General features: G+C 64.6%; 13 protein-coding genes. 6 read left to right on the forward strand and 7 right to left on the reverse strand.

Annotated elements, in window-relative coordinates; all coding sequences use genetic code 11:
* The first annotated feature begins 100 nt into the window (after positions 1 to 100).
* The gene (locus AC07P1_RS28905) at positions 101 to 427 is read left to right on the forward strand and encodes an ArsR/SmtB family transcription factor (protein WP_363509829.1); all 327 of its coding nucleotides are present in this window, start codon (positions 101 to 103) and stop codon (positions 425 to 427) included.
* On the forward strand, positions 424 to 1,446 hold the full coding sequence (locus tag AC07P1_RS28910; RefSeq protein WP_494699075.1) for a cation diffusion facilitator family transporter: 1,023 nt from the start codon (positions 424 to 426) through the stop codon (positions 1,444 to 1,446). Before AC07P1_RS28905 ends, AC07P1_RS28910 begins: the two co-directional genes overlap by 4 nt.
* Here AC07P1_RS28910 and cysK read toward each other — a convergent pair.
* The 3 genes from cysK to tcdA all read right to left on the reverse strand — a co-directional run bounded on the left by cysK (position 1,443) and on the right by tcdA (position 4,029).
* Positions 1,443 to 2,375, reverse strand: coding sequence for a cysteine synthase A (cysK, locus tag AC07P1_RS28915; RefSeq protein ID WP_494699076.1), 933 nt, complete (start codon positions 2,373 to 2,375; stop codon positions 1,443 to 1,445). The two genes, AC07P1_RS28910 and cysK, sit on opposite strands and share 4 nt — an antisense overlap.
* A 147-nt stretch (positions 2,376 to 2,522) precedes the next feature.
* Entirely contained in the window at positions 2,523 to 3,047 is a 525-nt protein-coding gene (locus AC07P1_RS28920) for an FKBP-type peptidyl-prolyl cis-trans isomerase (protein ID WP_494699092.1), read from the reverse strand.
* 118 nt (positions 3,048 to 3,165) lie between these two features.
* The gene (gene tcdA, locus AC07P1_RS28925; RefSeq protein ID WP_494699077.1) at positions 3,166 to 4,029 is read right to left on the reverse strand and encodes a tRNA cyclic N6-threonylcarbamoyladenosine(37) synthase TcdA; all 864 of its coding nucleotides are present in this window, start codon (positions 4,027 to 4,029) and stop codon (positions 3,166 to 3,168) included.
* A gap of 73 nt (positions 4,030 to 4,102) precedes the next feature.
* Here tcdA and pdxH point away from each other — a divergent pair, with 73 nt between their 5' ends.
* Together pdxH and AC07P1_RS28935 are read left to right on the forward strand one after the other, a co-directional pair.
* Positions 4,103 to 5,350, forward strand: coding sequence for a pyridoxamine 5'-phosphate oxidase (gene pdxH, locus AC07P1_RS28930; RefSeq protein WP_494699078.1), 1,248 nt, complete (start codon positions 4,103 to 4,105; stop codon positions 5,348 to 5,350).
* A gap of 93 nt (positions 5,351 to 5,443) precedes the next feature.
* A complete protein-coding gene (locus AC07P1_RS28935) occupies positions 5,444 to 6,703 on the forward strand; it encodes a class I SAM-dependent methyltransferase (RefSeq protein ID WP_494699093.1) in 1,260 nt (419 codons plus the stop codon).
* Positions 6,704 to 6,813: 110 nt separating this feature from the next.
* Here AC07P1_RS28935 and msrA read toward each other — a convergent pair whose 3' ends face one another.
* Complete coding sequence (gene msrA, locus AC07P1_RS28940) at positions 6,814 to 7,365, reverse strand: peptide-methionine (S)-S-oxide reductase MsrA (protein ID WP_494699079.1); 552 nt, start codon at positions 7,363 to 7,365, stop codon at positions 6,814 to 6,816.
* Positions 7,366 to 7,512: 147 nt separating this feature from the next.
* Here msrA and AC07P1_RS28945 point away from each other — a divergent pair, with 147 nt between their 5' ends.
* Together AC07P1_RS28945 and AC07P1_RS28950 are read left to right on the forward strand one after the other, a co-directional pair.
* The gene (locus AC07P1_RS28945) at positions 7,513 to 8,016 is read left to right on the forward strand and encodes a flavin reductase family protein (protein ID WP_363509817.1); all 504 of its coding nucleotides are present in this window, start codon (positions 7,513 to 7,515) and stop codon (positions 8,014 to 8,016) included.
* Positions 8,017 to 8,124: 108 nt separating this feature from the next.
* Positions 8,125 to 9,309, forward strand: coding sequence for an acyl-CoA dehydrogenase (locus AC07P1_RS28950; RefSeq protein WP_494699080.1), 1,185 nt, complete (start codon positions 8,125 to 8,127; stop codon positions 9,307 to 9,309).
* A gap of 75 nt (positions 9,310 to 9,384) precedes the next feature.
* Here AC07P1_RS28950 and AC07P1_RS28955 read toward each other — a convergent pair whose 3' ends face one another.
* The 3 genes from AC07P1_RS28955 to AC07P1_RS28965 form a co-directional block, all read right to left on the reverse strand.
* A complete protein-coding gene (locus tag AC07P1_RS28955; RefSeq protein WP_494699081.1) occupies positions 9,385 to 10,083 on the reverse strand; it encodes an OmpW/AlkL family protein in 699 nt (232 codons plus the stop codon).
* 65 nt (positions 10,084 to 10,148) lie between these two features.
* Entirely contained in the window at positions 10,149 to 11,528 is a 1,380-nt protein-coding gene (locus tag AC07P1_RS28960) for an SGNH/GDSL hydrolase family protein (protein WP_494699082.1), read from the reverse strand.
* A 184-nt stretch (positions 11,529 to 11,712) separates the two neighbouring features.
* Positions 11,713 to 13,224: an alpha/beta hydrolase family protein gene (locus AC07P1_RS28965; RefSeq protein ID WP_494699083.1), complete on the reverse strand. Its 1,512-nt coding sequence runs from the start codon at positions 13,222 to 13,224 to the stop codon at positions 11,713 to 11,715.
* Between the last annotated feature and the right edge of the window lie 193 nt (positions 13,225 to 13,417).

A 13,417-nucleotide genomic window follows, 5' to 3' on the forward strand; every position in this document is an offset into this window, starting at 1 on the left:
GGGATGTCGGCGGACGCGTGATCCGCCGTTTCGCGTTGTGCGTTTCTTTTTTCGTGCTAACATGTGAATACCTGTTCACATGATGAGTTATACAAAATACATGAGCTGCCAACACGACTATACCGGCGTCGATCCCGCCATCGCGCAATTGGCCGACCTGTTCCACCTGCTGGGCGATCCGACCCGCTTGCGCATCGTGCTCGCCTGCGTGGCGGCGCCGATCGCGGTCAGCGACATCGCCACTTCCCTGGAACTGAGCAGTTCGCTCGTGAGCCACCACTTGCGCTTGCTGCGCGCGGCGCGCATTGTGAAGGCCGAGCGGCAAGGCAAACAAGTTTTCTACTCCGCCGCCGATGCGCATATCAGCGACGTCCTGAACGATATGCTGGAACATATCGCCGAACCTTCCAACGGGAACGAAGCATGAGCAAGCACCACGACCATCACGGCCATGACCACCACGATCACGAGCATGATCACGGCCACGCGCCCGCCAAGGCCGCGAAAGGCCACTCCCACGATCATGGTCACGGGCACGATCACGCGCACGGCCACCACCATCACGGCGATCCCAACACCATGGGCCGCGCCTTCGCCATCGCCATCGTGCTCAACCTGGCCTTCGTCGGCGTCGAGTTCTTCTACGGTTTCCTGGCCAACTCCACCGCGCTGATGGCCGACGCCGGCCACAACCTGTCCGACGTGCTGGGTCTGATGCTGGCCTGGGGCGCGGCGATCCTGGCCAAGCGCCTGCCCAACCAGCGCTACACCTACGGCCTGCGCAGCACCTCGATGCTGGCGGCGCTGTTCAACGCCATGCTGCTGATGGTCGCCTGCGGCGGCATCGCCTTCGAGGCCGTGCAGCAACTGGCCCGTCCCGAGCCGGTGGGCGGCCTGACCGTGTCGGTGGTGGCCGGCGTCGGCATTCTGATCAACGGTTTCTCGGCTTGGTTGTTCATGTCGGGCAGCAAGGACGACATCAATATCCGTGGCGCCTATCTGCACATGGCCGCCGACGCCGCGATCTCGCTGGGCGTGCTGGTGGCCGGCGTGATCGTCCGCTATTCCGGCTGGAACTGGGTCGATCCGGCGGTCAGCATGGTGATCGTGGCCATCATCGTCTACAGCACGTGGTCGCTGCTCAAGCAATCGCTGCGCATGATGCTGGCGGCCGTGCCGGACAATGTCGATCGCGGCGAGATCGAGCAGTTCCTGCGCGACCGCCCCGGCGTGACCGAGGTGCACGACCTGCATATCTGGGCGATGAGCACCACCGAGACCGCCCTTACCGCGCAACTGGTCACGCCGGCCGGTTATCCGGGCGACATGGCGGTCGATGACATTACCCGGCAACTGCGCGAGGATTTTTCAATCCAGCACAGCACCTTGCAGGTACGGCTCGGCACCACGGTGCACGAGTGCTGCCTGCAGGAGCCGGCGCACTAATCAACAAACTTGGCATATAGCGCCGTGCTCAGGTAGCGCTCGCCGAACGACGGGATGATCGTCACGATCATCTTGCCGGCGCTTTCCGGTCGGCGCGCCACTTGCAGCGCGGCCCACAGCGCCGCGCCCGACGATATTCCCACCAGCAGTCCTTCCTGGCTGGCCGCCTGGCGCGCGGTCTCGAAGGCGTTGTCGTTGCTCACGCCGATGATCTCGTCGTACACCCGCGTATTGAGCACGGCCGGCACGAAACCGGCGCCGATGCCCTGCAGCGGGTGCGGTCCCTTGACGCCCTTGGCCAGCACCGGCGAGGCCTCCGGCTCGACCGCGATGCAGCGGAACTCCGGCTTGCGCGCCTTGATCACCTCGCCCACGCCGGTGATGGTGCCGCCGGTGCCCACGCCGGCCACCAGGATGTCGGCGCGGCCGTCGGTGTCGTTCCAGATTTCCTCGGCCGTCGTGCGGCGGTGCACATCCGGATTGGCGGGATTGTTGAACTGCTGCGGCATCAGGTAGCGGCGGTCGCCCTCGGCCAGCGCCTCGGCGCGGTGGATGGCGCCCAGCATGCCTTCGCTGCCCGGCGTGAGGATCAACTCGGCGCCGTAGGCGCGCAGCAGCATGCGGCGCTCGCGGCTCATGGTATCCGGCATGACCAGCGTGCAGCGGTAGCCGCGCGCGGCGCAGACCATCGCCAGCGCGATGCCGGTGTTGCCGCTGGTCGGTTCGAGGATGATGGTGTCGGGATGGATCTGGCCGGCCGCCTCGGCCGCTTCGATCATGGACAGGCCGATGCGGTCTTTCACGCTGTGGGCCGGGTTGCAGTATTCCAGTTTGACCAGTACTTCGGCGGCCAGGCCTTGGGTCAATCGATGCAGCCGCACCAGCGGGGTGCGGCCGATCAGTTCAGTAACGTCGTTGGCAATTTTCATGGAAAAAACCTCCGCGCGATGGGGAGTAGTTAGTCTACTCCTCCCGCGCGCGAATAACGTCTTCCCGCCAAATTCTAAATCACGTAGGGCCGATTACGGCGTTCCGCCTAATCCGCCCTACGAAATCGAAAACCAAATCGAAATGGCTTACTTCACATCCATCAGTTCGACGTCGAAGATCAGTGCCGAATTCGGCGGGATGCCGCTGCCCGGCGAGGGACGCGAGCCGTAGGCCAGCTCGGAAGGAATGATCAGGGTGCGCTTGCCGCCGACCTTCATGCCCTGGATGCCCTGGTCCCAACCCTTGATGACGCGGCCGGCGCCGAGCACGAAGTCGAGCGGTTCGCCGCGTGGAATCGACGAATCGAACTGCTTGCCGTGCATGTTTTTCGCCAGTGGACGATACAGCCAGCCGGTGTAGTGCATGTAGACGGTGGCGCCGGTGCTCGCTTCCTTGCCGGTGCCGACCTTGGTGTCGGTGATGATCAGTTGCTCGGCGGCCGGACCCGGGGTGGCCGAACCGACAACCATCGGCGGCGGTGGCGGCGCGACGGCGGGGGTGGCGGTTGTGGTCGGCGCCGCAGGTGCTGGTTGCGCGGCTTGTGCCGCTGGCGCGGCAGGAGCGGCGGGAGTCTGGGCCTGGGCCACGGAGGCCGCCAGCGCGCACAGCATTGCTACTAAAACGGAACTACGCGTCATGTTTTTTCTTTCAATGAGTTTCTTTGGACGGCACGGCGGCCGTGCCAGCGCGCACAATGATAGCAAACCTGCCCCGCGCACCGGATAAAATCTACGGCGTCGCGGCAGCCGCCACCGCGTGTACCGGCTCCGGCGCCGCCTGCGCGCCGTCGGCCAGCTGGCGCAGCACGTGGCCGGCGGCGACCATGCCGAAGGTGGCCGTGACCACCATCGCCGAGCCGAAGCCGGCGCAGTTCAAGCCGGTCACGCCGCCGGCGCGGTCGTCGCCGTCGACCGCGCACACCTCGCCCGTTTCGGGAAACTTGAGCGGCTCCATCGAGAACACGGCGTCCACGTGGAACTTGGTTTTCTCGCCGCGCGGGTAACCGTACTGGCTGCGCAAGACCTTGCGCACCTTTTTCAGCAGCGGTTCCTGCTCGGTGCGGGCCAGGTCGCGCACGGCGATCTGGGTCGGGTCGGTCTGGCCGCCGGCGCTGCCGATGATGACCAGCGGCAGCGCATGCTGGCGGCAATACGCGATCATCGCGGCCTTGGCCTTGACGCTGTCGATGGCGTCGACCACGTAGTCGAACTTGCCGGCGCCGAGCATCTCGTCGAGGTTGTCGGCGCTGACGAAGTCCTCGATCTGGTTGACCACGCAATAGGGATTGATCTGCGCGATGCGCTCGGCCAGCGCGCTGATCTTGGCCTGGCCCACGGTGCCGGTCAGCGCCTGGATCTGGCGGTTGATGTTCGACTCGGCCACGTTGTCGAGGTCGATCAAGGTCAGTTGGCCGATGGCGCTGCGGGCCAGCGCCTCGACGATCCACGAGCCGACGCCGCCGACGCCGACCACGCACACGTGGGCGCCACGGAAGCGCGCCAGCGCGCGTTCGCCGTACAATCGGGCGATGCCGCCGAAACGGCGGTCGAAGTCGACTTCCGCGTCGACATTAGGGTCAGAGATGCTGTTCATCCCGCCATTTTACCGGACCCGGCGACAAGAATTATTCTAGAATGACTTTCCCCCCTAGCCTAAGCCCCACGCCATGAGCAACACAGAGAATAAACCCCTGTTCGACACCGCCCCCGATTTCAGCCAACCGATAGCAGTTTTGAAACATTGCCACGACCGTATCCGCAAGCAATTGTTGACGATGCAAAACCTGCTGGCCCACCTGCCCGCCCACGGCGCCGACGCCGAGGCGCAAAAGGCCGCGCAGGCCGTGCTCAAATATTTCAACAACGCCGCCCACCTGCATCATGACGACGAAGAGCAAAACCTGATGCCGATGTTGCAGGCCACCGCCCGCGACGCCGACGCCGCGCTGCTCGACGAATTGGTGCCGGGCATCCTGGCCGACCACCAGCGCATGGACAAGGACTGGGAGATCGTGCGGGCGCAGCTGGAGAAAATCGCGGCCGGCGACAGCGCGGAGCTGTCCACGCCGGACGTGCAGCGCTTCTGCGACGCCTACGCCGCCCACATGGCCAAGGAGGAAGCGAACATCGCGCCGATGGCCAAGCGGCTGTTCAGCCCCGAGCAGATGGCGCAACTGGGCAGCGCCATGCAAGCGCGGCGCGGCATCACGCCCGAATTGCCGCAAAGCCAGGTGCCGGAACAAAAACAGGTGGCCATCGCCAACGCCGTGGCCGATGGGGTGGTGCTGGCCGATCTGCGCCTCGATTATGGCCGCGCCAGTCTGACGGAAGCGGACGTTCTCGACGATCCGATCGCGCAGTTCGGCAAATGGTTCGACGAGGCGCTGCACGCAAAAGTCAACGAACCGAACGCGATGAGCGTGGCCACGGTGGGCGCCGACGGCAGGCCGACCTCGCGCATTGTTCTGATCAAGCAATTCGACCAGCGCGGCTTCACCTGGTACACCAACTATGACAGCCAGAAAGGCCAACAATTGCGTGACAACCCGCACGCGGCGCTGCTATTCTTTTGGAACGAACTCGAGCGCCAGGTGCGCATTGAAGGCAAGGTCGTCAAAACTTCAAGCGAGGAAAGTGATCAATACTTCTACAGCCGGCCGGTGAAGAGCCAGATCGCCGCGATCGCCTCGCGGCAGAGCGCGCCCATCGCCAACCGGGAACAGATGGAAGCCAATTACGATGCGTCGGCCGCCATCAGCGGCGAGCATCCGGTGCGGCCGGAACACTGGGGCGGTTACCGCCTCGAACCGGTGCGCATCGAGTTCTGGCAGGGGCGCCGCTCGCGCTTCCACGACCGGATCGTGTATGTCAAACAAGCGGATGGCCGCTGGATCAAGGAGCGCTTGCAGCCGTAGCCACGGCACGCGAACGCGCGCCGATTCGGAACCGGACCATCGCTTGCGGTGGTCTTTTTATTTCTGAACCGGAGGTCTATCGTGTTCGCACAAGTGTTCGTACAAAACCGCTTCAGCGCCTGGATCGCCGGCATCCGGCGGCAGATCGCGCTCCCACTGCGCATTGAACTATGGAACGGCCAATGCGTCGACTTTTCCAACGAGGCGCCGCGCGTGACGATACGCCTGCCCGACGTGTCCGCCGCGCGCTACCTGCTCAAACCGTCGTTGGCCAACCTGGGCACGGCCTATGTGGAAGGCGCGATCGAGGTCAAGGGCGCGGCGCGCGACATGATCGCCGTCGTCAACGCGCTGGCGCGCACCACGCTCAAGCCCGAGCGCAAGCTCTCGCGCCTCGCCCGAAGCATGAGGCACGACAAGCAAAAGGACGCCGAGGCGATCCGCTACCACTACGACGTCTCCAACGACTTCTACGCGCAGTTCCTCGATCCGAACATGGTCTATTCCTGCGCCTACTTCGAAGACGGCGACGAGGACCTGGCCACCGCCCAGCTCAAGAAGATCGACCACATCCTGCGCAAGATCGCGCTGCAGCCGCAACACACCCTGCTCGACATCGGCTGCGGCTGGGGTGCGCTGGTGATCCGCGCCGCGCAGCAATACCGGGTGCGCTGCGTCGGCGTCACCTTGTCGGAAAACCAGTATGCGCTGGCCAAGCAGCGCGTGCGGCTGGCCGGACTCGAACACCTGGTCGAGATCCGGCTGCAAGACTACCGCGACGTGCGCGGACAATTCGACCGCATCACCAGCGTCGGCATGTTCGAGCATGTCGGCCTGCGGCATTTGCCGGAGTACTTCGCCGCCATCGAGCGCCTGCTGGCGCCTGACGGGCTGGTGATGAATCACGGCATCACCTCCACCGACGCGGACAACGGCGAGACGCCGTACGGCGGCGGCGAGTTCATCGACAAATATGTGTTCCCGCATGGCGAGCTGGCGCATATCGGCAGCGTACTCAAGGCGATGCAGCAAGGCGGCCTGGAGGCCTACGACGTGGAAAACCTGCGCCGGCACTACGCCCGCACGTGCGCCATCTGGACCGACAATTTCGAAGCGCACGCCGAGCGCCTGCGCAAGCTGGCCGGGGACAAGCGCTACCGGATCTGGCACGTGTACCTGGCCGGCTGCAGCTACGCGTTCGAGCAGGACTGGATCAGCCTGTATCAAATCGTCGGCCACAAGGCCGGGCAGCGCAGCGGCACGTTGCCGTGGTCTCGAAAACACATGTATCCGACTATTTTGGCGCTGGACACGGACGACGGGCGAGGCGCGGAGACAAGTAGGGCGGATTAGCGCAGCGTAATCCGCCAAACTCCGCCGGCGGCTCATCGGTGGCGGATTACGGCGTTCCGCCTAATCCGCCCTACGTGGTCTAGAAGTAATTTGCCGCGGTGGTCATGGCACTATTTCATCCGGTGGCCATGGATCTTGCGGAACTTGGCCACCTTGGGCGCGACCACGAACGCGCAATATCCCTGCAACGGATGCCGTCGGAAATAATCCTGGTGATAGTCCTCGGCCTTGTAGAACGGCCGGGCCGGCGACAACTCGGTGACGATGGGCGCGTCCCACACATTGGCCATCTCGGCGACGACCTGGCGCGCGGTCGCCTCCTGCTCCGGCGACTGGTAACAGATGACCGAGCGGTACTGCGTGCCGACATCGTTGCCCTGGCGGTTCAGGGTGGTCGGGTCGTGGATCGTGAAGAAAATCTCCAGGATGTCGTGATAGGCGATGACGGATGGATCAAATTGCAATTTCACCACTTCGGCGTGGCCGGTATCGCCGACGCACACTTGTTCATACGTGGGATGGAGCATGGCGCCGCCGGTGTAGCCGGACTCGACGCTAACGACGCCCTTCACCTCCAGGTACACGGCCTCCAGGCACCAAAAGCAGCCACCGCCCAGAACCGCCGTCTCCAACGCCGCGCCCGGCGCGCCATTGCTGCCCATTGCTCCCTCCGTATCGAAGCCGCCTGCCATGGGCCACTGTAACGCAATCGCGCGCCGCACGCAGCTAGTTTACCGCCTCCCCGTGGGACGCAATCCGTCGCCGCCACAAATCTTTGGCATAATGGCTAAAAGAACCCAGGCCAAGCCATGCATACCATTTCCCCCCGCGCTGAAGAACGCGCTTTCGACACCGCCCATTTCCGCCAAGCCCTGGGCCAGTTCGCCACCGGCGTGACCGTGATCACCACCCGGCTGGCCGACGGCACGTTCCGCGGCCTGACCGCCAGCTCCTTCAACTCGGTCTCGCTCGATCCGCCGCTGGTGCTGTGGAGCCTGTCGAACGGCGCCAACAGCATGCCCATCTTCACGGGTAACTCGCATTATGTAATCAACGTGCTCAGCGCCGGCCAGGCCCACCTGGCCAAGCTGTTCGCCACGCGCGGCAGCAATCCGTGGGAAACCGTCGAATACGAACTGTCGCGCACCGGCCATCCCATCCTCAAGGGCGGCTCGGCCTGGTTCGAATGCCACAACCGCAGCCGCTATCCCGAGGGCGACCACGTCATTTTCGTCGGCGAGGTCGAGTTGTGCGAATTTACGCCGGCGCCGCCGCTGATCTTCCACGGCGGCCAGTTCGGCAGCCTGGGCTAAGCCCCCCGGGCAACGTCGAAAAACGGAAATTGGTGTCGCCATTTGAAAAGCCGGGGTCTGCGGCGCGGCATAGAATGCTGGCAGCATTCACCATAATGAGAGACCACCATGAGCCAAGCCCGCGCCCAATTCCACTGGGATGACCCCTTGTTGCTGGACCAGCAACTGACCGACGACGAGCGCATGGTGCGCGACGCCGCCGCAGCCTATTGCCAGGACAAGCTGGCCCCGCGCATCCTGGAGGCGTTCCGCCACGAGAAGATGGACACCTCGATCTTCCGCGAAATGGGCGAGCTGGGCCTGCTGGGCCCGACCATTCCCGACCAGTACGGCGGCCCCGGCCTGAACTACGTCTCCTACGGCCTGATCGCGCGCGAAGTCGAGCGCGTCGACTCCGGCTACCGCTCGATGATGAGCGTGCAGTCGTCGCTGGTGATGGTGCCGATCTTCGAATTCGGCACCGAGGCCCAGCGCCAGAAATACCTGCCGAAGCTGGCGACCGGCGAATGGATCGGCTGCTTCGGCTTGACAGAGCCCAACCACGGTTCCGATCCCGGCTCGATGATCACCCGCGCCAAGAAGGTGCCGGGCGGCTACGCGCTGAGCGGCGCCAAGATGTGGATCACTAACTCGCCGGTGGCCGACGTGTTCGTGGTCTGGGCCAAGGACGACGAGGGCGCGATCCGTGGCTTCGTGCTGGAAAAAGGCATGGCCGGCCTGAGCGCGCCCGCCATCCACGGCAAGTTCGGCCTGCGCGCGTCGCTGACCGGCGAGATCGTCATGGACAACGTGTTCTGCCCGGAGGAGAACGCCTTCCCGGATGTGCGCGGTTTGAAGGGTCCGTTCACCTGCCTGAACTCTGCCCGTTACGGCATCGCCTGGGGCGCGCTGGGCGCGGCCGAAGCGTGCTGGCACATCGCCCGCCAGTACGTGCTGGACCGCTCGCAGTTCGGCCGTCCGCTGGCGGCCAACCAGCTGGTGCAAAAGAAGCTGGCCGACATGCAGACCGAAATCACCTTGGGCCTGCAGGGCTGTTTGCAACTGGGCCGCATGAAGGACGCGGGCACGGCGGCGGTGGAAATCACCTCGATGATGAAGCGCAATTCCTGCGGCAAGTCGCTGGACATCGCCCGTATGGCGCGCGATATGCTCGGCGGTAACGGCATCTCGGACGAGTTCGGCATCATCCGCCACATGGTCAACCTGGAGGTGGTCAACACCTACGAGGGCACGCACGACATCCACGCCCTGATCCTGGGCCGCGCGCAGACCGGCATCCAGGCATTCCAATAAATCCTGGCAAGGAACGAAAAAAAAACCGCTGCAAAACATCGCAGCGGTTTTTTTTATCCGGCCCAGGCCCGACGATCAGAAATTGAAACCCTTGAAGTTGTAGCCGACGCTCACGCTCACCGCCAGCGGATCGAGGCGGATGTCCTGGGTCTGGCCGGTCGAGAAATGCACCTTGGTCTTGAGCCGGGTCTTGATCACGGTCGCGTCGACAAACCACTGTTCGTTGATCTTGACGGTGCCGCCGATCTGGTAGCTGGCCGCCCATTTGTCGTCGACCTTGAAGGTCGAGCCCGGGCCGCCGGTGTTCAGGATCGCCGTCAGCTGGCCCGAACCGCGTTCCTTCTGGAAGTGCGCATACGTGATGCCCAGGCCGACATAAGGGCGGAACATCGCGTTCGCCGGCAGGAAGCGGTACTGGATGAACGCCGTCGGCGGCAGTACTTCCGAATCACCCAGTTTGCCCGTGCCCTCGATCGATCCCGAACCGTTCAGGTCATGCTTGTACGGCAGGCCCAGATCGATTTCACCGGAAATGTTATCGGTGACCATGTACGCGAACGCCACGCGCGGCTTGGTGTCCGGATCGATGTCGGCCTTGGTGCCCGGCAGCGCCGGCGCCGACACGTCGCCCGATTTGACCTTCGGCGTGATCTTGTTGATACCGGCGGTGACCAGCCAGGTGCCGGCGGTCTGTTGCGCCGACGCGGCCGTGGCCACCGACATCGCGGCGGCCAGCGCCAGCAGTTTTACGGTGGTGTTGAAACCCTTGTTCATATCGTCTCCTGATTTTTAATGGTGTTGTCCGGCGCGCCGCCTTGGGCGGCGGCCCGAAGACAGAATTACAGCCAGCCCTTGGTCACCAGGCTTCTGGACACGTAGCGGGCCAGCAGCAGGTTGTTGAACGGGGTCGGGTGGACTTCGTCGGCGAACGAGTAGTGGCTGACGTCGCCCGGTTTGAGGTTGCTTCCGTTGCACACCAGCGACGTGCCCAGCGCGTTCTTCGGCGAGGTCAGGTCGCAGGCCGGCTCGGTCACGTTGGTCAGGCCGTAAGGGCCGGGATTGGTCGCCTGGTCGTGGCTGACGGCGAACACGTCGACGATCACCACCTTGGCCTCGGCCGACAGGCCGGCGGTCAGCGCGTTGTTGAAGGCGCTCACCATGGCGTTGATCAGCGCCTGGGTGGCGGCCGACTGGCCACGGCCCGACGGCGTGGTGGCCACGTCCGGCAAGTTGTTCACCGTCACGAAGTTGGCGCCGTTGGCGATGATCTGCGTCTTGACCAGGTTGGCCAGCTCGGTGCCGGCGGCGCCCAGCGCGGCGACAAGTTCCGGTCCCTTGGCGGTGGCGTAATCGAGGCCGGCCTTGTTGCCGGCGGCGGTGGCGTCGGCGGTGGCCTTGGCGACCATCGGACCGTACACAGCCTGCGAGGCGACGGCCGAGTTGCCCGGCTGGACGGCGGCCGCGCCGATGGCGACCTGGGTGATGCTGGCCTGGCTGCTGCCGGTGCGCGCCGCTTCCGTTTGCGCGGCGAATGCGATGGCCTGCGCGGCGGTCTGCGGGTTGGTGGCGCCGCCGGCCAGTTGCGGCACCAGGCTCTGCAAGTAAACAGGGCCGGCGGCGGCGGTGCCGGCGGCCGTGGCGCCGGCGCTCAGCGCGGCCAGCTGGTACAGCACGTCGTTACCGCCGGCCATGACGAAGACCATCTCGTCGCCCTTGAACTTGCCGCCGACGGCCTTCAGGTGGTTGGCCACCTGGGTGACGACGGGAATCGTCAATGCGCCCAGCGCGCTGCCGGTTAATTTATTGCCCGGACCAATAGGATTGGTGACGCGGGCGCCGCCCTGTGCGTAGCCGTAGCAGCCGGCGTGGGCCACCTGCGGCACCGAAAAGCCCTTGGTCGCGTCGCCATCGAGGCCGGTGACCGCCGCGCACGGCGCTGGCAGGCCCAGCTGAGCGGCGACCAGTTCGGTCCAATTTCTGCCGGTCAGGGTGGAGGCGATCGCGGTGTTGTCGCCGTTGATGGTGAATTTACCGCCTTTGAGCGCGGCGACGGTGCCGACCGCATACGACCCTACGTCGGACAGGCTATCGCCGAACGACACCTGCGCGCTGTACTTGTTTTTGATGGTCTGATCGCCCGGCTTCGGGTCGGCGCTGCCGCCGCAACCCGCCAGGACGAACAGAGTCATTGCAGCGAGTGAAAATTTGGTGTTGCGCATGTTGTCTCCTGTAAATATTCTTTTGTGATTTGATACGAACGGGCGTGCTATTCGCATGCCAGCTAATATGCCAGCGACGGCCGTGCTTGTATAGCAAAACACCCGACAAACTGCCGAGCTGTGAGAAAAAAGGAACAATTGCTCGGCTTTTTCCACCCACACTTAATTTCCCTCAACTGGCCGGCTAGCGGTTTGCGGCGGAATCGAAAAACGTCCGCGCTTCCCGCAAGCAAAGCGGCGCCACCAGGCCGGCATGATAGCTGTCTTTCACCGACTTGTTGGCCAAACGAAGCGCCTGCTTGGCGGCCGCGAATTGCAGCCGGGTGGTCAAGTACGGCGCCGCCAGCGACGTCTCCTCCAGATCCAGTCCAGTCACCGCCGTCGCGCCCCTGGCGGCGAAGTAGGCGCCCGTCGCCAGGGTGTTGGTGAACGACACCACCGGGTCCTCATTACCGCCGCAAAAGAACAGCGGCACGGCCGGCGCATAGGTGCGCAAATCGTTTTTAAGCAGCCAGCGGCGCAACGGCTGGGCCGGCGCGCAAGCGAGCGGGCTGGCGGCGCTGGTGTTGCACGGGTTGGCCCTCAGGTCGGCCAGATAGGCGTCGCGGTAGGCGGTCCGGATCAAATGATCGGCGCCGAAGAACGACGCATAGCCGCTCGCCTGCGGCAAGGAATCCTGCGCGAACAGCACATCGTCGGGCAGCTTGCCGGCGGCCACCAGATCGCCGAACCCGCGCGCGCCAGGCAGCAGCGTATCGATGCCGGTGGCGTACCTGGCCTCGTAGATATCGGCCGTGCCCGCATAGAGCGCGGCGCCGGCGCGCTGGCCGGCGTTGATCACCAGCGGCAGGAAGCCGGTCGCCCCCACCGTCGGTGCGCCCCGGAAAATGGTATCGCCGGTCAGCAGCAGCGCATACGGGCCGGACAGCGGCGCGGCGGCCGTGACGGCGAACTCGCCGGCGTAATCGGTCTGCATCGCGCGCTGCGTTGCCAGCGCCACATAGCCGCCCTGCGAATAGCCGCTCAGCATCAGCCGGCTCGACGCGCCGGCTTTCATCGACCCGAAGGCGACGCGGGCGGCGCGCAGGGCGTCGACCATATCGCTCGACTGCTGGGCGGCGTCGAGATAGGCGTGATAGCCCAGCGACGAGCCCGCATAGCCGGCATAGTTGGGTGCCACCACGATATAGCCCTGGGCGGCGAACAAGGCGGCGATCATCAGCGGCTCGCTGGCCGACAGGTCGGCCATGTCGGTGGTCTTTTTCACGGTGGTACCATGCGCATACAGCAGCACCGGCCGGCTGCCCTGGCAGGCCGGATCCTTACCTGACGGAACCATGACGGCGGTGCTGGCGTCGGTGGCGCCCACCATCGCATCGACGGTATGATATTTGAGCGTATAGGTGGTGATGCCGCATACGGGTGTGCTGGTCAAGGCCGTTCCCAGCACCACCGACGCATCGACAAGCAACTTGAGTTCGCCGGGTTCCAGCGTCGCGGCGGAAGTGCCGCCGGCCAACGTCACCGGCACCAGCGTCGCGCCGCCGATGACGGCTCCGCGCGGCGGCGGCGGTGGCTGCAAGACCGGCGGCTGGACGACAACCGAGCCACTGCTCTGGCCGTTGGCCCCACCGCCGCCGCCACATGAAGTCAACACCACCGCCCCCGAAATCAACATCAATGTAGCCCAGCGCATATCGCCTCCGACCCAAATGGCCGGGCGAGCTTTTCGGCCGGCAACAATTCATCTTAGCACTGGAATCCGGAAATTCCCTCCAAAGCGAGCGCAACGGAACACCCCAAAAAATCTCGGGGGTCAGATACCGTCTTGAATAGCAAGCCCTTTCACCAAGTAATTGGAGTCGAAGGGCTTGCCGTTGTGGATCACG

The organism is Duganella sp. GW821-FHT07F09, assembly GCF_059418705.1.

Excerpts from the sequence above, each read along its gene's own strand:
- AC07P1_RS28945 (WP_363509817.1), top strand. The coding sequence starts at position 7,513 with ATGCATACCATTTCCCCCCGCGCTGAAGAACGCGCTTTCGACACCGCC.
- AC07P1_RS28965 (WP_494699083.1), bottom strand. The coding sequence starts at position 13,224 with ATGCGCTGGGCTACATTGATGTTGATTTCGGGGGCGGTGGTGTTGACT.
- msrA (WP_494699079.1), bottom strand. The coding sequence starts at position 7,365 with ATGGGCAGCAATGGCGCGCCGGGCGCGGCGTTGGAGACGGCGGTTCTG.
- AC07P1_RS28920 (WP_494699092.1), bottom strand. The coding sequence starts at position 3,047 with ATGCTGTGCGCGCTGGCGGCCTCCGTGGCCCAGGCCCAGACTCCCGCC.
- AC07P1_RS28950 (WP_494699080.1), top strand. The coding sequence starts at position 8,125 with ATGAGCCAAGCCCGCGCCCAATTCCACTGGGATGACCCCTTGTTGCTG.
- tcdA (WP_494699077.1), bottom strand. The coding sequence starts at position 4,029 with ATGAACAGCATCTCTGACCCTAATGTCGACGCGGAAGTCGACTTCGAC.
- AC07P1_RS28905 (WP_363509829.1), top strand. The coding sequence starts at position 101 with ATGAGCTGCCAACACGACTATACCGGCGTCGATCCCGCCATCGCGCAA.
- AC07P1_RS28960 (WP_494699082.1), bottom strand. The coding sequence starts at position 11,528 with ATGCGCAACACCAAATTTTCACTCGCTGCAATGACTCTGTTCGTCCTG.
- AC07P1_RS28910 (WP_494699075.1), top strand. The coding sequence starts at position 424 with ATGAGCAAGCACCACGACCATCACGGCCATGACCACCACGATCACGAG.
- cysK (WP_494699076.1), bottom strand. The coding sequence starts at position 2,375 with ATGAAAATTGCCAACGACGTTACTGAACTGATCGGCCGCACCCCGCTG.
- pdxH (WP_494699078.1), top strand. The coding sequence starts at position 4,103 with ATGAGCAACACAGAGAATAAACCCCTGTTCGACACCGCCCCCGATTTC.
- AC07P1_RS28955 (WP_494699081.1), bottom strand. The coding sequence starts at position 10,083 with ATGAACAAGGGTTTCAACACCACCGTAAAACTGCTGGCGCTGGCCGCC.